This window comes from Sphingobium nicotianae (assembly GCF_018603885.1).
Lineage (GTDB): Bacteria > Pseudomonadota > Alphaproteobacteria > Sphingomonadales > Sphingomonadaceae > Sphingobium > Sphingobium nicotianae.
In genome coordinates this window covers 142,880-163,063 of sequence record NZ_JAHGAW010000011.1, presented here as the reverse complement: position 1 = coordinate 163,063, position 20,184 = coordinate 142,880, and the positions used below count along the sequence as shown (strand labels likewise).

Annotated in this window: 18 protein-coding genes; 11 read left to right on the top strand and 7 right to left on the bottom strand. The window is 65.3% G+C overall.

Features of this window, described 5'->3' with window-relative positions; translation table 11 throughout:
* The first annotated feature begins 27 nt into the window (after positions 1–27).
* From KK488_RS16650 to KK488_RS16620, 7 genes are all read left to right on the top strand, one after another.
* On the top strand, positions 28–666 hold the full coding sequence (locus KK488_RS16650) for a YjbE family putative metal transport protein (protein WP_214624824.1): 639 nt from the start codon (positions 28–30) through the stop codon (positions 664–666).
* 99 nt (positions 667–765) lie between these two features.
* A complete protein-coding gene (locus KK488_RS16645; protein WP_214624823.1) occupies positions 766–1,032 on the top strand; it encodes a DUF6489 family protein in 267 nt (88 codons plus the stop codon).
* 22 nt (positions 1,033–1,054) lie between these two features.
* On the top strand, positions 1,055–2,356 hold the full coding sequence (mnmE, locus tag KK488_RS16640; RefSeq protein WP_214624822.1) for a tRNA uridine-5-carboxymethylaminomethyl(34) synthesis GTPase MnmE: 1,302 nt from the start codon (positions 1,055–1,057) through the stop codon (positions 2,354–2,356).
* Between the two features lie 116 nt (positions 2,357–2,472).
* The gene (mnmG, locus tag KK488_RS16635; protein WP_214624821.1) at positions 2,473–4,329 is read left to right on the top strand and encodes a tRNA uridine-5-carboxymethylaminomethyl(34) synthesis enzyme MnmG; all 1,857 of its coding nucleotides are present in this window, start codon (positions 2,473–2,475) and stop codon (positions 4,327–4,329) included.
* Positions 4,326–5,021: a 16S rRNA (guanine(527)-N(7))-methyltransferase RsmG gene (gene rsmG, locus KK488_RS16630; protein ID WP_214624820.1), complete on the top strand. Its 696-nt coding sequence runs from the start codon at positions 4,326–4,328 to the stop codon at positions 5,019–5,021. The genes mnmG and rsmG overlap by 4 nt, the downstream gene beginning before the upstream one ends.
* Positions 5,018–5,800, top strand: coding sequence for a ParA family protein (locus KK488_RS16625; protein WP_214624819.1), 783 nt, complete (start codon positions 5,018–5,020; stop codon positions 5,798–5,800). The genes rsmG and KK488_RS16625 overlap by 4 nt, the downstream gene beginning before the upstream one ends.
* A complete protein-coding gene (locus tag KK488_RS16620; protein WP_214624818.1) occupies positions 5,797–6,699 on the top strand; it encodes a ParB/RepB/Spo0J family partition protein in 903 nt (300 codons plus the stop codon). Before KK488_RS16625 ends, KK488_RS16620 begins: the two co-directional genes overlap by 4 nt.
* A gap of 15 nt (positions 6,700–6,714) precedes the next feature.
* Here KK488_RS16620 and kdsA read toward each other — a convergent pair whose 3' ends face one another.
* The 4 genes from kdsA to KK488_RS16600 all read right to left on the bottom strand — a co-directional run bounded on the left by kdsA (position 6,715) and on the right by KK488_RS16600 (position 12,644).
* A complete protein-coding gene (kdsA, locus tag KK488_RS16615) occupies positions 6,715–7,578 on the bottom strand; it encodes a 3-deoxy-8-phosphooctulonate synthase (protein WP_250890583.1) in 864 nt (287 codons plus the stop codon).
* A complete protein-coding gene (locus KK488_RS16610; RefSeq protein ID WP_214624817.1) occupies positions 7,575–8,594 on the bottom strand; it encodes a KpsF/GutQ family sugar-phosphate isomerase in 1,020 nt (339 codons plus the stop codon). Before KK488_RS16610 ends, kdsA begins: the two co-directional genes overlap by 4 nt.
* Positions 8,595–8,609: 15 nt before the next feature.
* On the bottom strand, positions 8,610–10,763 hold the full coding sequence (locus KK488_RS16605; RefSeq protein WP_214624816.1) for a class I SAM-dependent methyltransferase: 2,154 nt from the start codon (positions 10,761–10,763) through the stop codon (positions 8,610–8,612).
* 117 nt (positions 10,764–10,880) lie between these two features.
* Positions 10,881–12,644: a hypothetical protein gene (locus tag KK488_RS16600; RefSeq protein WP_214624815.1), complete on the bottom strand. Its 1,764-nt coding sequence runs from the start codon at positions 12,642–12,644 to the stop codon at positions 10,881–10,883.
* 200 nt (positions 12,645–12,844) lie between these two features.
* Between KK488_RS16600 and KK488_RS16595 the strand changes: the two genes are divergently transcribed.
* Both KK488_RS16595 and KK488_RS16590 read left to right on the top strand, forming a co-directional pair.
* The gene (locus KK488_RS16595) at positions 12,845–13,846 is read left to right on the top strand and encodes a threonine aldolase family protein (RefSeq protein ID WP_214624814.1); all 1,002 of its coding nucleotides are present in this window, start codon (positions 12,845–12,847) and stop codon (positions 13,844–13,846) included.
* Positions 13,843–14,772, top strand: coding sequence for a DMT family transporter (locus KK488_RS16590; protein WP_349356915.1), 930 nt, complete (start codon positions 13,843–13,845; stop codon positions 14,770–14,772). Before KK488_RS16595 ends, KK488_RS16590 begins: the two co-directional genes overlap by 4 nt.
* Here the strand turns inward: KK488_RS16590 and KK488_RS16585 are convergent.
* Positions 14,701–15,540 carry a Rossmann-fold NAD(P)-binding domain-containing protein gene (locus tag KK488_RS16585; protein WP_214624813.1) on the bottom strand — a complete coding sequence of 280 codons (840 nt, stop codon included), beginning with the start codon at positions 15,538–15,540 and terminating at the stop codon, positions 14,701–14,703. The two genes, KK488_RS16590 and KK488_RS16585, sit on opposite strands and share 72 nt — an antisense overlap.
* 123 nt (positions 15,541–15,663) lie before the next feature.
* On the opposite strand from KK488_RS16585, the gene KK488_RS16580 reads away from it, so the two are divergent.
* Entirely contained in the window at positions 15,664–15,804 is a 141-nt protein-coding gene (locus KK488_RS16580) for a hypothetical protein (protein WP_214624812.1), read from the top strand.
* Between the two features lie 77 nt (positions 15,805–15,881).
* On the top strand, positions 15,882–18,485 hold the full coding sequence (pepN, locus tag KK488_RS16575) for an aminopeptidase N (RefSeq protein ID WP_214624811.1): 2,604 nt from the start codon (positions 15,882–15,884) through the stop codon (positions 18,483–18,485).
* A 43-nt stretch (positions 18,486–18,528) separates the two neighbouring features.
* Here the strand turns inward: pepN and KK488_RS16570 are convergent, their stop codons facing one another.
* Both KK488_RS16570 and KK488_RS16565 read right to left on the bottom strand, forming a co-directional pair.
* Positions 18,529–19,152, bottom strand: a complete 624-nt coding sequence (locus KK488_RS16570) for an ABC-type transport auxiliary lipoprotein family protein (RefSeq protein WP_214624810.1) — start codon at positions 19,150–19,152, stop codon at positions 18,529–18,531.
* Positions 19,153–19,166: 14 nt separating this feature from the next.
* Positions 19,167–20,129 (bottom strand): MlaD family protein, encoded by a 963-nt coding sequence (locus KK488_RS16565; protein WP_214624809.1) that lies wholly within the window; start codon positions 20,127–20,129, stop codon positions 19,167–19,169.
* Between the last annotated feature and the right edge of the window lie 55 nt (positions 20,130–20,184).

Sequence of the window (20,184 nt, the reverse complement as noted above, 5' to 3'; positions counted from 1 at the left end):
CATCCCCCGAAGCAAGGCGCAGAGAATATGGCTTTTTTCGATGCTTCCGCGCTGCAGGCTCTCGGCGAGATCCTGATGATCGATATCGTGCTGGCAGGGGACAATGCGATTGTCGTTGGTGCTCTGGCGGCGGGACTGCCGGCCGATCAGCGTCGCAAGGTGATCCTGATCGGTGTGGCGGCGGCGCTGGTGCTGCGCATCTCCTTCTCGCTCGTCGTAAGCCAGCTCATGGGAATTGTCGGCCTGATTCTCGCCGGCGGGCTGCTGCTGCTCTGGGTTGCCTGGCGCATGGTGCGCGAGCTGCGCTCCCACAGCGTTCTGAACAGCGGATCGCCCGAGGTCCTTGGCGATGAACATACCGGCATGCGGCCGGCCAGGAGCTTTGCCAGCGCGGCGTTCGGCGTCGCTGTCGCCGATGTCAGCATGAGCCTCGACAATGTTCTGGCCGTGGCGGGCGCTGCGCGTGAACACCCCTATGTGCTGGTCTTCGGTCTCGTCCTGTCGGTCGCCCTGATGGGCGTCGCCTCGAATGTCATCGCCCGCTATATTGAGCGTTTTCGCTGGATTGCCTGGTTCGGCATTGCCGTAATTCTCTGGGTGGCGCTGACCATGATTCATGATGGCATCGTCCACCCCCAGGTGGGCATCCTGCGGTTGTTCGGCTGAGCCAGGCTCAGCGCGAATCGGGGAAAATTCTGGCCAAGCCCGCGCGTTTGGGGCATCTCTGGCAGTGATGCCGGCCAGCGATCACACGGAGCGAGAGCCATGAAATTCACCGTCAACGTCGATTGCACGCCCGAGGAAGCCCGGGCTTTCATGGGGCTGCCGGACATGAAGCCGATCCACGATCTCTATCTGCAGGCCGCAACCGACGCGATGAGCGGCCAGACCAATCTTGAGCAGATGGAACGCATGTTCCGAAGCATGTCTCCCATGGGCGACGCTGGCATGAAGCTCTTCGCGAGCCTGATGGATTTGGGCATCAATGCCGCAGCGGGCGGGGCTAATGGGCCGACGAAGAAGGATCGGTGAAGGTCCCACGTGAAATATTGAGATGAGCGCGCCCGAGACCTCCACAATCTTTGCCTTGTCGAGCGGGCAACCGCCCGCGGCGATCGCTGTTGTCCGCCTCTCCGGCCCGGCGGCAATGACGGCCGCCCGAGCTCTTACCACGCGCGATCTGCCTGCGCCGCGTCAAGCTGCTTTCCGCCGCTTCATCGATCCGGCGACGGGTGAAACGCTCGATGAGGGCCTGCTCATCATCTTCCCCGGCCCGCGCACCGAGACCGGAGAGGATATGGCCGAGCTGCATGGGCACGGCTCGCGCGCTGTTTTGCGAGGGATTGAAACGGCCCTTGAGCGCTTGCCGGGCCTCCGGCTCGCCGAACCAGGGGAGTTCACGCGGCGCGCATTCGTCAATGGCAAGACGGACCTCGCGTCGATCGAAGGCCTGGGCGATTTGCTGGCGGCGGAGACGGCGCTGCAGCGCCGTGCGGCGATGGCAATGATGGGCGGGGCGTTGTCACGCAAGATCGAATTATGGACGACCGGGCTTCGACGTCTCGCCGCGGAGGTCGAGGCAAGGATTGATTTCTCCGATGAGGGGGACGTGGAAGCGACAAGCGCATTGACCGGGTTTGGCGATGCCTGTGTCGCCATTGCGGACGACATGGACGCCGACCTGAGCAAACCATCTGCCGACCGATTGCGAGACGGCGTCAGAGTGGCGATCGGGGGGCCGCCGAATGCGGGTAAGTCGACCTTGTTCAATCGGCTGATCGGCCGGGAGGGGGCGATCGTCTCTCCCATTGCAGGCACAACGCGTGATGTAATCGAAGCGTCCCTGGCGATCCGCGGCATTCCGATGGTGATCGCCGACACGGCGGGGCTTCGTGGCGCAACAGAGGACGCCATCGAGCGCGTCGGGATGGCGCTCGCGGAGACACTGATAGCAGGAGCGGACATTCTGCTTTGGCTTGGCGAGGGACGGGCGGCTCCAGAGACGGACGCCAGGATTATCCAGGTCGCGGCCAAAGCGGATAGGGAAAAGGAGAGGAGGGACGGCGTGTCGGTGTCGGCTCTAACAGGGCAGGGCATGGACGAGCTGGTCGAAATGCTCTGCGATACCGCGCAATCCCTGCTGCCTATGCCGGGAGATTATGCGCTGTCGCGGCGGCAGCGCACAGCCCTTCAGCGGGCGGCGGTTTCGCTTCGAGATGCAGCCGGCCTCGAGGACGACATACTGATCGGTGAATGCCTGCGCCAGGCGCTTGGCGCATTGGATGAGTTGACGGGGCGGGCGACGACCGATGCCGTTCTGGATGAACTTTTTTCCGGATTCTGCATAGGAAAGTGAAGGCGGCCGGGATTCTCGGCCGGGATTGTTGGGACGCTTTTCCTATTATGTTCCACGTGGAACGGGGGGCCGATAGAGGCTTTGACCCCATTCGCCGCGAGGGCTAGAGCGGCGCCATGAACAAATTCGACGTCATCATCGTCGGCGGCGGCCATGCTGGAACAGAGGCGGCGACAGTGGCGGCCCGGCGCGGCGCCCGCGTTGCTCTTGTGACGGCCGATCCGGCGCGCATCGGCGAGATGTCTTGCAACCCTTCGATTGGCGGATTGGGCAAGGGGCATCTCGTCCGCGAAGTGGACGCGCTCGATGGTCTTATGGCGCGCGCGGCCGACCGCGCAGCGATCCACCGGCGTATGCTGAATGCCAGCAAGGGCGCAGCGGTGCGCGGACCACGTGTTCAGGCAGATCGCCTGCTGTATCGATCCGCCATCCAGGAAATGGTCGCGACACAGTCTGGCCTCGAAGTGATTGCCGGAGAGGCGGCTGCCCTGAAGGTTGAGCATGGCCGTGTATCGGGCGTCGTTCTCGGCGACGGTTCCGTGATTTGCGCAAGCGCTGTTGTGCTGACGACGGGCACGTTCCTCGGCGGTCGCCTATTCCGGGGCGCCGAGCGGATGGTGGGGGGCAGGCTGGGCGAACATGCCGCGAATATGCTCGCTCAGCAGCTACGTGCGTTCGACCTTCCAATGGGCCGCCTCAAGACGGGGACGCCCGCGCGGCTCGACGGACGCACCATTGACTGGGGAGGGCTGGACGCCCAGCCGACGGATCGCGACGTCTGGAGCATGTCGTTTCTCGGTCTGCCCGAGGCGATGCGCCAGCCGGAGCTTGCGTGCGCAATAACGCGAACGAACGACGATACGCACCAGATCATTCGCGATGGGCTCGACCAATCGCCATTGTTCTCCGGAGACATTGAGGGGCGCGGTCCGCGTTATTGCCCGTCTATTGAAGACAAGGTCGTTCGCTTCGGCGATCGGGACGGACACCAGATCTTCCTCGAGCCGGAAGGTCTGACGACGCACCTCGTCTATCCGAATGGGCTGAGCACCTCGCTGCCCGCGGACGTGCAATTGGCCTTCCTGCGCACGCTGCCTGGTCTCGAGCAGGTCGAGATGGTCGTCGCCGGCTATGCGGTGGAATATGATCATATCGATCCGCGCGCGCTCGATCGTCGGCTTGGTCTGTCAGCAATGCCCGGTCTCTTTCTCGCAGGACAGATCAATGGGACGACCGGCTATGAGGAGGCAGCGGCGCAGGGCGTTGTCGCCGGGGCCAATGCAGCAGCTCATGCGTTGGATTTGGAGCCGTTGGTGCTGGACCGGGCGGAGAGCTATCTCGGCGTGTTGATCGACGATCTCTGTCTCCAGGGAATCACCGAACCCTATCGGATGTTGACGGCGCGGGCCGAGTTTCGGTTGCGCCTACGCGCGGATAATGCCGCCACCCGGCTGACGCCGATAGGGGCGCGACTGGGCCTCGTAGGCGAGGACCGTGTGCGCTGGTTGGAAGAGAGGGTTGGCGCGCGCCACAACCTTGATACTTTGTTCGACGAGATCGCGCCGCCGGGTTCGCTGCAACTGGCCGGTGCGGACGTTCGCGACGATGGCATTCGCCGGCCTCTTCGGGAATGGGTCCGCTTTCCGGCGGTGACGATGGAGCATCTGGCGGCCGTGTTCCCGAACATCCTGAAAGACACGGATGCCGATCTCCTTGGCGAGGTGATGCAGGACGCAATCTACGCGCCCTATGTCGAGCGACAGGAGGCCGAGGTCCGGGCACTGCGCGCCAATGAAGCGATCGCATTGCCTACCAATCTCGATTTCGCGGGCATCGGCGGGCTGAGCGCCGAAATGATTGAGCGGTTGGACCTCGCTCGACCGGAAACGCTGGGTGCCGCTGCGCGAATTCGCGGAATCACGCCGGCGGCCCTGGCGGCGTTGCTCGTCGCCGTGCGACAACGCGCCGCATGACCGAAGAAGAGGCTCAGGCATGGCTCGCCAAACAGGGCTGGTGGGACAGCGAGGGTGGGGACCGATTGCGCCGCTTCGTCGAATTGGTGCTGGATGAAGCCGATCGGCAGAACCTGATTTCCGGCAGTAGCCGCCCTCATATCTGGGCGCGGCACATTGCCGACTCGGCGCAACTGGTCCGCCTGGCACCGCCGCCCAGGGCGGATGCCGACTGGATCGATCTTGGGACGGGTGCCGGCTTTCCGGGAATTGTCATTGCCTGCCTGCGGGATTCGCCCATGAAGCTTGTAGAAGCTCGCCCATTGCGCGTGGCCTTCCTTCAGCGCTGCGTCGATGAGCTTGGCCTTCGCCATGCGGAGGTGATCGGGGGGAAGGTGGAGAATAGTCGGTTCAGGGAACCCGCCGCGGTCATATCAGCGCGGGCCTATGCACCGCTGGATCGTCTGCTGATGACCGCGCGCCACCTGTCGGATGAAAAGACCGTCTGGCTGTTACCAAAAGGCCGTCAGGGCGAGAAGGAACTGGAAATCATCCGCCGCGACTGGCAAGCTGTGTTTCACGTGGAACAGAGCATCACCGATCCCGAAAGCGCTATCGTGACCATCAATCAGCTTGTCCGTCGGCCCAGCAGCTTTTCTTACGCGCCGCATGGCGGACGGAGCAATTCGTCCCGCGTGCGGAAACCGTCATGATCAGCATCGCCATCGCCAATCAGAAGGGCGGGGTCGGGAAAACGACCAGCGCCATCAATCTCGCCACCGCGCTTGCCGCGACCGGTCATCGCACGCTGCTGATCGACCTCGATCCCCAGGGCAATGCTTCCACGGGACTCGGGATCAATCAGCGCGACCGTGGGCATTCGAGTTATGACCTGTTGATGGGTGATTGCACTCTTGATGAAGCCGTCATGGCCACTCTGGTGCCAGGACTTGATCTGATCCCCGCAACGCAGGATCTCTCGGGCGCCGAAATCGAACTCATCGAAGTCGAGCAGCGTACCCACCGGCTGATCAACGCCTTCTCGAACGGGAGTGACCATCGCTGGGATGTGTGCCTGATCGATTGTCCGCCCTCGCTCGGGCTGCTGACCGTCAACGCCATGATCGCGGTCCAATCCGTGCTGGTGCCGCTGCAATGCGAGTTCTTCGCGCTTGAGGGGCTCTCCCAGCTCCTACAGACGGTCGAACGCATCCGTGCCCGCTTCAACCCGGGTTTGTCGATCCTGGGAGTGGCGCTGACCATGTATGATCGACGCAATCGTCTCACCGATCAAGTCGCCGACGATGTGCGCGCCTGCCTTGGCGATCTCGTGTTCAAGACGGTTATTCCGCGCAACGTGCGCCTTTCGGAAGCGCCCAGCCATGGGATGCCCGCGCTCATTTACGACATGCGTTGCGCCGGCTCGGAAGCCTATATGGCGCTTGCAAGAGAGTTGATCGACCGACTGCCGAAACAGGAGATTGCCGCATGAGCGACGCCCGGCGCCCTCTCGGCCGTGGCCTTTCCGCATTGCTCGGCGAGGCGAATCGCGATGTACCGGTGCGCGGCAAGTCCGATGGCGATTCGTCGAGCGGCGATCGTTCCATCCAACTCCTCCCCATCGCGCGGGTAGCTCCACATCCGGATCAGCCACGCCGCCATTTCGATGAATCGGCGCTGGACGAGCTTGCCGAGAGTATTCGTGCGCGCGGCGTCATCCAGCCGATTATCGTACGGGCGAAGCCCGGCGAGCGCTATCAGATCGTCGCCGGCGAACGGCGGTGGCGTGCTGCGCAGAAGGCACAGCTGCACGAGATCCCCGCAATCGTGCGCGACTTTAGCGAGGGCGAAACGCTGGAGATCGCGCTCGTCGAAAATATCCAGCGGGAAGATCTCAACCCGATCGAGGAGGCACAGGCCTACAGGCGTCTCATCGCCCAGTTCCAGCACAGCCAGGAAGGGCTGGCGCGAATCGTCGGAAAGTCGCGCAGCCACGTCGCAAACCTGATGCGGCTTCTCGATCTTCCGGGAGAGGTGCAGGATCTCGTCATGGCGGGCCGGCTCAGCATGGGTCACGGCCGCGCACTGATCGGCGCGCCCAACAGCATCGCACTGGCGAATGACATTGCGGCGAAGGATTTGTCCGTTCGCGAGACCGAGCGGCTGGTGCGCGTTGCACGCGACGGCGGCGAATCGTCACGTGGAGAGAAGGCGGCACCCTCGGGATCGCGCGATCCCGATCTTGTTGCGATGGAGCAGCATTTGTCGGATCTGCTCGGCCTCAAGGTCGGCATCAGTCACGAGGGCGGCAAGGGATCGCTGACCTTGCAGTATTCCAGTCTCGAGCAGCTCGATATGATCTGTCAGAAACTGACCGGCGGCGGTTTCTGAAATTCCTTCGCGAGATCAGCCGATGCGCTTGGCCAGCGCATCAAATGCCTGCAGGTCGGCAAGAAGGGCTGGTAGCTCGTCGAGGGGCACCATATTGGGCCCGTCGCTCGGGGCATTGTCCGGGTCTTCATGCGTCTCGATAAAGACGGCCGCGACGCCGATTGCAACGGCCGCGCGGGCCAGCACCGGAACGAAGCGGCGCTCGCCGCCTGAGCTGGTACCCTGGCCGCCGGGCTGCTGTACGCTGTGGGTCGCGTCGAAGACGATCGGGCAACCAGTCTCGGCCAGAATGGGAAGGGCACGCATGTCGCTCACCAGCGTGTTATAGCCGAAGCTCGCCCCGCGTTCGGTGAGCAGGATCCTGTCATTGCCGGTGCTACGGACCTTCGCGGCAACATTGGCCATGTCCCACGGTGCGAGGAACTGCCCCTTCTTGACGTTGATGGCGCGGCCGGTCGCGGCCGCCGCAAGCAGGAGATCGGTCTGGCGGCAAAGGAAAGCCGGAATCTGGAGGACGTCGACAACTTCGGCGACCGGGGCGCAGTGGCCGTTTTCATGTACGTCGGTGATCACCGGGCAGCCGAAGCGCTCCTTGACCTCGGCGAAGATGTCGAGTGCCTTAGCGAGGCCGATACCGCGCGGCGCGTTGGCCGACGTGCGGTTGGCTTTGTCAAAAGAAGACTTGTAGATCAACGGCATGCCGATCGCCGCGGTCATCTCGACCAGCGCCTGCGCCGTCTCCAGCGCATGCGCGCGCGATTGCATGGCGCAGGGGCCGGCGATCAGCGCCAGGGGCCGGTCATTGGCCACCTCGATCTGGCCGATCGTGACGGTGCGATAGTCCGGGTGGGTTTCTGTCATGCGCGCGCCATAGCTCATTGCTGGGCCGGCGTCATGCCGAGACGATTGAGATCGTGGATGTGGAGCAGGCCGATGGGCCTCTCCGGCGCATCGGCATCCATGACGAACAGGGCCGTGATCCGATTGATGGTCATGATCGCGAAGGCGTCCTCGGCATAGGTTCCGCCTGGGATGGTCTTGGGGCTCGCGGTCATGACGTCGCCCGCGCTGCGCGCAAGCAAACCGTCGATCTTGCGGCGTAGGTCGCCGTCCGTGATCGTGCCGATCAGACGCCCGGCCGCGTCGATCACGCCGGCGATGCCGAAGCTTTTCTCGGTCATTATAACCAGCACATCCTGCATTGGCGCGTCGGCCGACACGAGCGGAAGCTCGGCGCCCTCGTGCATCATCTTGTCGACCGGCAGCAAGCGCGAGCCGATCGATCCGCCCGGATGCAGCAGTTCGAGCTGGGTGCGGGAGATGCCGTGGGCGTGCATAACGGTGACGGCAAGGGCGTCGCCCAGCGCGAGCATCAGGGTTGTCGTGGTGGTCGGCGAGATGTTCGCAGGGCATGCCTCGCGGACCCGTGGCAGGGTCAGGCAGACGGTGGCGATCTGGCCCATCGGCGAGCCCCGCTGCGATGTGATGCCGATCACCGGGCAGTCAAGAAGACGCGCATGCCGCATGATCGGTTGCAACTCGCTTGTCGCACCGGAATTGGAAAGCGCGACCAGCACGTCCCCCGGCGTGATCATGCCAAGATCGCCGTGCGCGGCCTCGCCGGGATGGACGAAGAAGGCGGGGAGGCCGGTCGACGAGAAGGTCGCCGCCATCTTGCGGGCGACATGCCCGGATTTGCCCATGCCGCTGACGATCACGCGGCCGCTGGTCGCCAGCAGCAGCTCGATCGCCTGCGGAAAGGATTCGTCCAGCTGGTCGCCAAGCTGGGTGAGGGCACTCGCCTCTATGGCAAGCACCGAGCGGCCGTGCGCAAGCATCTGCTCGGCGGTGAGGTTGCTCCGGAGAGCGAGACGTTGCTTGATGTCATAAAACATGGATCGCGGCTCCGGTCAGGGCTTCATCGCGAACCAGGTCGGATATTTGGAATTCCAGGTATCGACCTCGCCGCACCTGATCACGTGGAGCTCCAGCCCGACATCGGCCGCGAACCTGTCGACGGCTGCGACTACCAGCGGCCAATCGGCGTGGTAGTCGTCCCCCGCGATGAAGCCGCCCCGCTTCAGCTTGGGGAACCAGTCGCGGAAGGTCGCGCCGTTGAGCTCGCCGTCATGGGCATAGCCATCGACATAGACATAATCGAGCGAATGGTCGGCGAAGAGCGGCAGCGCATCCTCGAAGCGCATCCGCCAGATGGCGTTGCGGTCGCGATAGGGCGCCAGGCGCACGATGGTCTCGCGATACTGATCCATGTCATGGCCGCGATCGCCGGCCCACATGTCGATGCTGTAAAGATAGCCGACCTTCGAGCGCTTGAGGATGCGTTCGGAAAAGTCGCCCCCGGCAACGCCCAGCTCGACGCCCGTGCCGCCCTCTAGGAACAGGGTGGCGACATCGTCGCGGCGCGTGAAGGTGGCGGCGAGGACGCGCAGCGCCTCGCTCATCGACGCATCGTAGACGTCGTTGAGGATGTGGGATGGGGTCGGGGCAACCGCGGCCGGTTGGGGCGCGATCGAGTTCATGTCCGCCATGGGCGCCGACCTATATTCCTGCCCCTTGATGTAGAAGGTGAGGGCGATCGTATTGCGGGGCGCCTCGTGCGGGCCGATTTCATCGACGCTGTGCCAGCTCTCTTCCGTCCGCACAAAGGCATAGGCGCTGTTGGGGTGGAAGTTGTTGGTCTTCACGCGTTCAAAGCCCGCTGCGCCCTTGCGGTGGAATACGGTCCCCAGATGCGCCTGCGTCTCGTCCGCCGGCAGATAGAATTGCAGCGTGGCGACCTTGCTCGCCGCATCGGGATGAATGCCGATACGATAACCCGGGAAATCGCGATAGAGCAGGGGAACGGCGATCAGCTCAGGCATGTCGTCGCCGAAACGATCGCGCAGCTTGTCTTCAAACTTGGCGACAACGGCGCGCGCGATGGCGGGCGCGGTGAAGACCTCGATCATTGCCTGCCAGAATTGCTGATCGTCAGGATCGAGCCGCGCGAGCGAATTGCGCGTCAGATCGAGAAGGTAGCGCGTGACGCGACCGTCGCTGTCGACCGCATCAGGATGCGCGATCGGCTCAAGCGCACTATCCTGGGGCAGGCGCGCGAGAAGCTCGCGATAGACATTCGACGCGAACAGGCCCTCCATGACGAGATGATCGCACGGGTCGCCGTCGACAGGCGCTGCCTCGATCCGGCTGACGATCCGCTCGACGATCTGGTCGACCGTCACCAGCGCCTCGTCATCCTCATCGGGGCCGGCGTCGGCACCCGGCGTCGTGGCGCGCAGCAGCTTGGCAGGATCGCGATGAAACAGGAAATTTTTCACATCGGCGGTCTGGGGCGTCGCAAAATGGGCATTCTGCTTCTTGTGGACGAACTGGAGCCCGGCGCCTTCAAGGAGTGCGGTCACGCTCGCAACCTGATCGAGGTCGCTTTCGATGAGCTCGATCGAGACGGACTGTAACGTCTCGTTGGCCAGGAGCGCCTGCGCGCCCTGCACGATCGCCAGTTCGATGCCATCGACGTCGATCTTGAGGTGAGTCGGAATCGCCAGTCCGAAATCGGCGATGAAGCTGTCGATATCATAGCCGATCATGCCCTGGCGGAAGGCCGGAACGAACGGCTGACCGCGGAAATCCAGAGCGGCGCCAAAATTGCTCATCGACGTCCCAACGTCGAGACTGGCCAGATTCAGCTCGCCGATCGATTTGCGATTGTCGAACGCCAGGCATAGCGGCGTCACCAGATCCTGCAGCCCGTTGAGCGCGATCGAGCAGCACAGTTGCTGATAATTGGCGAAGTGCGGTTCGAAGGCCAGCGTACGGATACCCTTTACGCCGGCATAGACGCTGTAGATGCCGACATTGGCGCCGATATCCCACAAAGTATCGCCCGGCTCGAAGCTGTCGATCCACTCGATCGTCTCGGGTTCCTTGTCGAGGAGGGTCGCATAGCGCCATCCTGCGGCATTGTTGTCATAGTGGATGAGGTGACCCTTGGCTTCGATCGTATGGAACTGCCCGGCTTCCAGGCGATGGGCCATGATGTTCATCGTGTGTCTCCTCAAACGCAGCCGGTGATGGGCCGATGGCGCGCGATCCCGAAACTGAAGAGGGCGTAGCGGGACATGGTTATCGCTTGGTTAATGACGTGCGCTGAAAGGGGCGCCTCACGCTGCGCGCAGGCGGTCATTCTCGCGCTCCAGATCGCGCGCCCAGGAGGCGAGGCCGAAGCGCCGGACATCGACCTGGCGCCAGAACAGGCCCGGATCGCGCGCCCACAGATGGAAGTGGGTGAGCGCATTGGCGCATTGCGACCCCATGTCGATGACCTCGGCGAGTTCGGTCATGTAGAAGGAGAGCGGATGCTCGGCCGGGCCGATCTGCTGCGCGTGCGGAAAAGCCGCCGCGCTCAGCGCCGTATCGAGGCCCCGCTGGAAGCAGGCGCGCGCTGCCGCCGCGTCCCCATCGGCGAGGGAGAGGCGTGCTTCGTAAAATGAAGCGGCGATCGCCTTGGTCGCGAGGAGCGGCGAGAAATCTTCCCACTGCGCCAGCGCGGCCCGGTGATACCAGTCCCGCGCGGCGGCGCGGTCGCCAGTCAGCTCCGCCAGGCGCCCGGCAAGGAAGGCGAGCGAGATCGCCCAGCGGCGCACATGTGGTGGCGCATCGTCGAGCGGCTGCTGCGCATAAGCGGCGATGACCGGCAGAACCGGCGCGGCGAGATCGGGCAGGCGCATCTCCAGGACGCGATAGCCCAGCACGGCCAGCGCCGCGCCGCGATCAGCCGAATCCGGCCGTGCATCCTCGATCACGCATTCGGCGAGGCGCGCCAGCGTGACGTCATGGCTCAGCCGCTCGCCCATCTGCACCATGGCGCGATAGAGGTAGGGATTATCATAGGCCGCGCCGAAATCGACCAGCGCCGGCCAGGGACCATCGGTCTTGGGGAAGGCGGGGTGGTCATAGTCCGCGCCACGCCCTTCGCCCGCGAGCGGGTTGGCCGACGCGATGAGGATCATCCAGTCGAGGTCCACATCCTGATCGAAGGGAGCCGACTGAATTACTTGCGGGCCACCGAGATCGGCGCTGGTCGGACCAAGAAGCTGGCGCGACTCGGGCAGGAAATATGCGGAGGCCGCCTCGACCAGCGTCGCCCAGTCGCCCGGCCGGGCATTGCTTCCGTCGCTGCGGCGCCAGCCCAGGATGATGCGGCCATCGCATTTGAGGATGCGCGCATAGTCGGCGAGTCGCCGCGTCCAGTCGCCGGGAATGATGGGCTCGATGGCGACGATCATGTCGACGCTGTTGTCGGCAACGGAGGCAAGATCGGGCTTGATCCCAGCGCGATCCTCTCCGGTCCGGCTGACCGATCCCGCGCGAGAGAGGGCGGCGAGGATAGAGGCGCCATCAGCGGATCCGGCACTATCGACGAGCAGATGATCGCCGGGGCGGGCATGAGTGGCGGCCATGGCATAGCGGGCGATCAGCGCGTCGGCCTCGCCGCCGCTGCTGCGCAGCGCCCCGGGGCGGCCCTGCACTGCGCGGGAATAATAAGTGAGACCGGGCAGGAAATAGGCCGACCAGCCGCCGAATTCATGCAGCATCATGCCTGCGGGGTGCCGCTGCCAGCCGGCATCGAACAGCGCCTGCTCGAGCGCGTGGCGCTGCTGGCCGGCTGACTGGAGGACGAGCGCGTCCATGCCGGCATAGGCACGCAGGGCCTGGGCGAAGGGCTTGCCGATCTCGGCGCCGGGCCAGTCGAGGAAGCCGATGGTCTTGCCGGGTCGGCGTTTGGCGCCCGGCCGCGGCAGGTCGATCGGATCGCAGCCGAGCAGGGCCAGTTCGTTCGCGAAATCCGCGAAAAGGCTGCGGTCCAGCGCGATCCTGCACGGGCCGAGGCGTTGAACGATTGCAGATGCCGTCTGGATGCTCATCTTCGTCTCCCCGACCGCGGATGCAGTCCCGCACAGGGTGTGCGAGACCGTCGTTGCCGATGGTTGCAACCCGACGGCTCCTGCATCCGGTTCCGATGCACGGGCCGGGATACCTGCCAGATGTTTAGGGTTGGTTAACGATGTTCTTTAGGGAAGATCGGCGGATTGACGCGCCCGGCCAAGCTCGCCATGCGAGCGACATGGACTTTTTCTCGGACAATACTGCGCCGGTGCACCCCGCCATCTGGCAGGCGCTGGCCGCCGCCGACGCGGTCGATCATGCCTATGATGGCGACGCGCTGAGCCAGTCGCTGGACGCGCGCTTCTCGGCGCTGTTCGAGCATGAAGTGACGGTCGTCTGGTCGTCGACGGGCACCTCGGCCAACGCGCTCGCTTTGTCACTGCTCTGCCCGCCTTATGGCGGGATCCTCTGCCACGAAGAGGCGCATATCGTGCTCGACGAGTGCGGCGCGATCGAACATGCGACCGGCGGAGCCCGGCTGCTGACCTGTCCGGGGAACGGCGCGAAGCTCGATGTCGACATTCTGCGCGCGCGGATCGCGAAGCTCGGCAAGGGCGTGCATCACACCCGGCCGTTCGCCGTCTCGCTGACCAACGTGACTGAATATGGCCGTGTCTATCGCGCCGACGAGGTCGCCGCGATCGGGGCCTTCTGCCGCGATCAGGGGCTCAAGCTGCATATGGACGGCGCCCGCTTCGCCAATGCGCTGGTGCGCCTCAATGCACGGCCGGCCGACCTGACCTGGCGAGCAGGTGTCGATGCGCTGAGCTTCGGCTTCACCAAGAACGGCGCGATGAATGCCGAGGCGCTGATCCTGTTCGATCCGGCCAAGGCGGACGAGGCCCGGCGCCGTCGCAAGCGCGCCGGGCATCTCCTCTCCAAGGGGCGTTATATGGCGGCGCAGCTTCACGCGATGCTGGAGGGCGACCTCTGGCTCGCCAATGCCCGCGCCGCCAATGCGGCCGGGGCCGTGCTGGCGCAGGCGGCGGGGGATCGCCTGATCCACCCGGTCGATGCCAATATGCTGTTCGTGCGCTTCTCGGACGAAGAGGCGGCGCGGCTGCGCGCTCAGGGTTTCGGCTTTCACCCGGCCGGGCCGGGCGCGGCGCGGCTGGTGGCGAGCTGGCACCAGAGCGAGGCGGATGTGGCGCCCTTCGCCGCCGCCATCGCCGCCCTGTGAACCGTAGCGCTGGGACGGGCCAGCGGCTGACCGGCGGGATCATCCTGCCGTTCCTGATCGTCACCCTGATCTGGTCCTCGACATGGATCGTCATCCGCGATCAGCTGGGCGTGGTGCCGCCGAGCTGGTCGGTCTGCTATCGCTTCGCGGTCGCTGCGCTCGGCATGGCGGTGCTGGCGAAGATGAGCGGCGTGGCGCTGCGACTGGGACGGCGGGAGATCCTGTTCTGCGGCGTGCTTGGCCTCTGCCAGTTCGTGCTCAATTTCAACCTGCTCTATCGGGCCGAGGCACATCTGACCTCGGGCCTGTGCGCCCTGGTCTATGCGCTGCTGCTGATCCCCAACAGCCTCGCCTCGCGGCTCCTCTTCGGCGAGAAGGTGAGCGGCGGCTTCCTGGTCGGTTCGGCGGTTGCGGTGGCGGGCATCGGCCTGCTCTTCCTCAATGAATATCGCGCGAGCGTCACGGCCGCGCCGGGCGAAGTGCTGCTGGGCATGGGGCTGTGTGTCCTCGCCGTGCTGTTCGCCTCGGCCGCGAATGTCATGCAGGTCGCGCCGATCGCGCGGCGTATCCCGACGGCGAGCCTGCTGGTCTGGTCGATGGCGATCGGCGCCGGGGCAGACGCCGCTTATGCCTGGATCACGACCGGGCCGCCGCCCTTCGATCCACGGCCGGGCTATGGCCTGGGCATTCTCTATCTCGCCATTGCCGGATCGGTCGTCACCTTCCCGCTCTATTTCCGGCTGATCCAGCAGATCGGTGCCGGGCCGGCCGCCTATACGAGCGTGCTGATCCCGATCCTCGCAATGGCGCTCTCGACCGCGTTCGAGCAATATCGCTGGACGCCGCTCGCCGCGTCAGGCGTGGCCCTGGCGCTCGGCGGCATGGTCATTGCCTTGCATGCGCGTCTCCGCCAGGCACGCGGCTAGCCCGGCGCGGTAGTCGCGATAAAGCGGCGCCCAGCCGAGCAGGCGCTTCGCCCTGCCATTGGCGATCCGGCGATTCTCGGCGTAGAAAGCGGCGGCGGCGGGCGAGAGCTGCGCCGCGTCCAGGCTTTGCAGGGGCGGCGGCGGGATGCCGAGCAGGGCGGCGGCATGGGCGATCACGTCATTCTGTGGGCAGGGATGATCGTCGGCGAGATTGTACAGGCCCGCCGGCCCGGCCATGCCCGCGATCACGCCCGAGACGATGTCGTCGACATGGATGCGGCTGAAGATCTGGCCGGGCAGGTCGATGCGCCGCGCCCGGCCGTCGGCAATCCGGTCGAGCGCGCTGCGGCCCGGTCCATAGATTCCCGGCGGGCGGAAGAGATGGACGGGGCGGCCGAGCGCCTGCCAGGCCAGATCGGCGGTGGTCCGTGCATTGCGGCGCCCATGGCCGACCGGCGAAGCCTCGTCGACCCAGGCACCGCCCGTGTCGCCATAGACGCCGGTCGCGGAGAGATAACCGATCCAGCCGGCAGGCGTGGCCCGGATCGCATCGCCATACCGGTCGAGCACGGGATCGCGCGCGTCGACGGGCGGCACGGACGACAGGATGTGGGTCGCGCGGCGCAACGCTGCGGCCACCGCAGCGTCGTCGTCGAAGCGGATCGTGCCGGCGGCGCCGGTTGCCTCGATCTGCCAGCCATCGTGCGCGAGGCGCCGGGCGAGGCGCGCCGCCGTGTAGCCGAGACCGAAGATCAGGAGATGAGGCATGGTGACCCTCCGTTAACTCCGATGCGGCATTTTTCCGACGGCCAAATGCTGGATCGTCCGTGAATACAGATCTTCAGCGCCAATCTGGTCGGGTCCGACTGACCAACACGGCCTTCGCCGCGCTTGCGCAGAGCATCCCCGCCTATTGCAGGCCGCTGCCCGCCCATCAACGCCTATCCCTCTGTGCTCTCGGCCCTCAAGCGCTTGGCCGGCATGATCGATGGCTGGTTCGAAGCGCAGACCGCCGACACGGCCTGCACCTGAGGCGAATCGCAGCGAAAGGGCGCTTCTGTCAGCCAAGGCCGATTGTCGCGCCCGGCGCGGGCGGTTAGGACGGCGCCATGGACACCCAGACCACTCAGGCTTCCGCCGCTCCGCCCGTCATTCGCCGCGAAGATTACAAGGCGCCGCTCTGGCAAGTGCCGCAGATCGCGCTCGAGTTCGATCTCGATCCCGCCGCGACGCTGGTGAAGGCGCGGCTGACCGTCACTCGCGCCGGATCGCATGACCGGCCGCTGCGGCTCGACGGCGATGGCCTTACCCCGCGCGCGGTCAGTGTCGACGGCAAGGCGCTGAGCGCTGGCGACTGGCGGATGGACGATGGCGTGCTGATCATTGCGCTGCCCGGCGACGATCATGTCGTGGAGACCGAGGTCGAGATCGTCCCGGCCAGCAACACCCAGCTCATGGGCCTTTATGCCTCGGGCGGGCTGCTCTGCACCCAATGCGAGCCGGAGGGTTTCCGCCGCATCACCTTCTTCCCGGATCGGCCGGACGTGCTCTCGCGCTATGACGTGACGATGCGCGCCGACAAGGCGGCCTATCCGGTGCTGCTCGCCAATGGCGACCCGATCGAGCAGGGCGATCTGGCCGATGGCCGCCACCGGGCGCGCTGGGTCGATCCCTTCCCCAAGCCGAGCTATCTGTTCGCGATGGTGGCGGGCAATCTCGCCTGCAATGCCGACAGCTTCACGACGATGAGCGGCCGGGAGGTCAAGCTCGGCATCTGGGTGGCGGAGAACGACCTGCCGCGCACCGGCCATGCCATGAAGGCGCTCAAGGACAGCATGGCCTGGGACGAGCGGACCTATGGCCGCGAATATGATCTCGACGTGTTCAACATCGTGGCGGTGGCCGATTTCAACTTCGGCGCGATGGAGAACAAAGGTCTCAACATCTTCAACTCACGCTACGTGCTGGCCGATCCCGAGACGGCGACGGACCCGGACTATGACGCGATCGAGAGCGTCGTTGCCCATGAATATTTCCACAACTGGTCGGGCGACCGCGTCACCTGCCGCGACTGGTTCCAGCTCTCGCTGAAGGAAGGCTTCACCGTCTATCGCGATCAGAGCTTTTCGGCCGATATGGGCAGTCCCGCCGTCAAGCGGATCGAGGATGTGCGCGTGCTGCGCGCCGCGCAGTTCCAGGAGGATGCCGGGCCGCTGGCACACCCGATCCGGCCCGAATCCTACATGGAGATCAGCAACTTCTACACCGCGACCGTCTATAACAAAGGCGCCGAGGTGATCCGCATGATGGCGCTGCTGCTGGGGCCGGAGCGCTTCCGCAAGGGGACGGACCTTTATTTCGCGCGGCATGACGGGCAGGCCGTGACCTGCGAGGATTTCGTCAAGGCGATGGAGGATGGTGGCGACATCGATCTCTCCCAGTTTCGCCTGTGGTACAGTCAGGCCGGTACGCCGCGCGTTACCGTACGGCCGAGCTATGATCCGGAGAGCGGCGCGCTGACGCTCGCGATGCGCCAGACAATCCCGGCCACGCCCGGTCAGGACGTCAAGCAACCCATGGCGATCCCGGTCAAGTTCGCCCTGTTCGATCCGGCGACGGGCGAGAAGCATGATGGCGAGGAGGTTCTGCTGCTGACCGAAGCGCAGATGGAAACGCGCCGCGAGGGCTTTGCGCAGGCGCCGGTGCTCTCGATCAATCGCGGGTTTGCCGCCCCGGTGATCATCGAGGCCGAGCAGAGCGCGCAGGATCTGGCCTTCCTCGCCGCGCATGACGATGATCCGTTCAGCCGCTACGAGGCGATGCAGCAGCTCATGATCCATGCACTGCTCGGCTCCATTGCCGGCGGTCCGCTCGACAGCGCGGCCGTCATCGACTCGATCCGCGGCACGATCGCCGATGCCGCGCTCGATCGGTCCTTCGTCGCGGAGGCGGTCCGCCTGCCGAGCGAGGCCTATCTGGGCGACCAGATGCAGGTGGTCGATCCTGACGCCATCCACGCCGCGCGTGACGCGTTGCAGCGCGAGATAGGCGTGGCGCTGCAGAAGGAGTGGCGCGCCATCCACGCCGAGTGCGCGCGCAACGGCTTCTCCCTGTCGGCGGACGCGCGAGCGGCACGCAAGCTGCGTGGCGTGGCGCTCAATTATATCGTGGCGTCGGACGCGGAGGACGGGCCGGCGCTGGCCTTCGACCAGTTCGACCGCGCCGACAATATGACGGAGCGGCAGGCAGCCCTCGCAATCCTGGCCAGCGGCGCGAGCGGCGAGCGGGCGCAGGCACTGGCAGCCTTCTACGATCGCTACGCGGGCAATGCGCTGGTCGTCGACAAATGGTTCCAGACGCAGGCGCTGTCGCTTCATCCCGACGTGGTCGAGATGGTCGAGGCGCTCGGGCAACATCCCGATTTCACTTTGTCCAATCCCAACCGGGCACGGGCGCTATACGCGGCGTTCGCGGCCAATCAATGGGGCTTCAATAGCAAGGACGGCAAGGGCTACAGGATGGTGGCCGACGCGATCATCGCGCTCGACAAGCTCAATCCGCAGACCGCCGCGCGGCTGGTGCCGCCGCTCGGCCGCTGGCGGCGCTTCGATGATGAGCGCGGCGCCATGATGAAGGCGGAGCTGGAGCGAATCGCGGCAACGCCGAATCTGTCGAAGGACGTGCTGGAGCAGGCGACCAAGAGCCTGGCCTGACCCGTACATGGCCCCTCCCTTGAACGGAGGGGGCTGAAGCAGCTCAGTTCTGCGCCTTCACCCAGTCCGCCACGGCGGTTGCGACCTGGTTGGCCGCCTCGCTGATCGCGGGCGCGACCGTGTCCGCGTCGATCTGGTTCACCGGCACGGCGGCCGAGAAGCGCTGACGCTTCAGGCTTTGGCCGTCCATCGACATGAGGCTGGCATCATAGGTCACGACTGCGCGATGCGCCGCCGCATCGATGCCGAAGTCGAGCAGATTACCTTCGAGCATTTGCCCGCGCCGCGCAAGATATTGGCCCGGATCGAGAACCAGCCTGCCCGCGCGGGTGCGGATCGTCTCGGCCAGCACGGCCTGAAACTGGCGCGCGGGGGTGTCCGCCCAGACGGCGTCCTTTACATAGGCATAGCTGTTGTCGTTGTTGCGCACCGCGACACGCAGCGGGGCGATGGCGCGGGGCGTGGTTGGCAGGTTCACGAACAGCGCCTTGTCGACACTGGCCGAAATCGTCTCGCCTGCCGGCGCCGGCGAGGCGGCCGTGATCGCCAGCAGCCGCGCCGGCGCCTTGCCGCCGAACCGCACGCAGCCACCCGTCAGAATGAGCGCGCCGGCGAGCAGGGCCAGCCCCGCCGGGCGGCGATAGGCGCGAGGAGCGGGTCGCGGCATGGCATGCTTTCCTGTCATGGCTTGTAATCCGGGAGCGCAGGCGAGCCGATCAGACCGCCTGCTCCTTGCTGGTCGATCTTCTCGGTGATGGCGAGGATCGAGCGGGACATCTGGCGCAGGTCGCGCACGAGCAGGCCGATCTGCGGCATGGTGTCCTGCGTGAAATTCTCGACCCCGGGCTTGGCATCCTTCAGCGTCGTATCGAGGCTGTCGAGTGTCGTCTTGGCCGATCGGATCGTCGCGCGCAGGTCGCCGATCAGCGGCTTCCCCTCGCTGTTGACCAACTCGTTGGCATTGTTGGCGGCCGCCGCCAGGGCATCGCCCGCCTTTGCCGCGCTTTCCAGCGTGAGGCGCGCCTGCACGATGGTCTGGGCGAGGTCCGGGCCGCGTGCGGCGAGATCGCCGGAAAGCTTGTCGACATTGGCGAGGATGCCGGCGATGTGCTTGAGATTCTTGTCGTCGAGCGCCTCGGTCAGTCGCTCGGTCAGAGTGGTCAGCCGCTGCAGCAGCATCGGCGCACTGGTCAGCAGCTGGCCGAGCGCGCCCGGCTTGGTCGGGATGACGGGCACGCCCTCCGGGCAGACCGCTTCGCTGTTATTGTCCGGGCAGACGATCTGCGGTGCGCCGCGCACGGCGCCGTCGAGCTGGATGGTCGAGACGCCGGTGAAACCGCCGCCGTCGATCGTCGCCGTCGTGCCTTGCAGCACCGGCGTGCTGCGGTCGACCACGATGCGCACACGCACGAACTCGGGATCCTTGGGCCAAAGCTCGACCAGCTTGACCTGGCCGGAGGGCACGCCCGAATAAGTGACGGCCGATCCCTTGGCGAGGCCGTTCACGGCCTGCTTGAAGAAGATGTCATATTCGCGTTTGCTGCCCTCGCCGATCCGCGAGAACCAGAAGGCCGCCCCGATGGTCACAGCCACGAGGATCAGGACGACAACGCCCACGAACACATTGTTGGATCGTGTTTCCATTTATCCCCTGTTCCCCAAGAACCCGCTTATGGCGAGGCGGTTCCAGCCTGTCCAT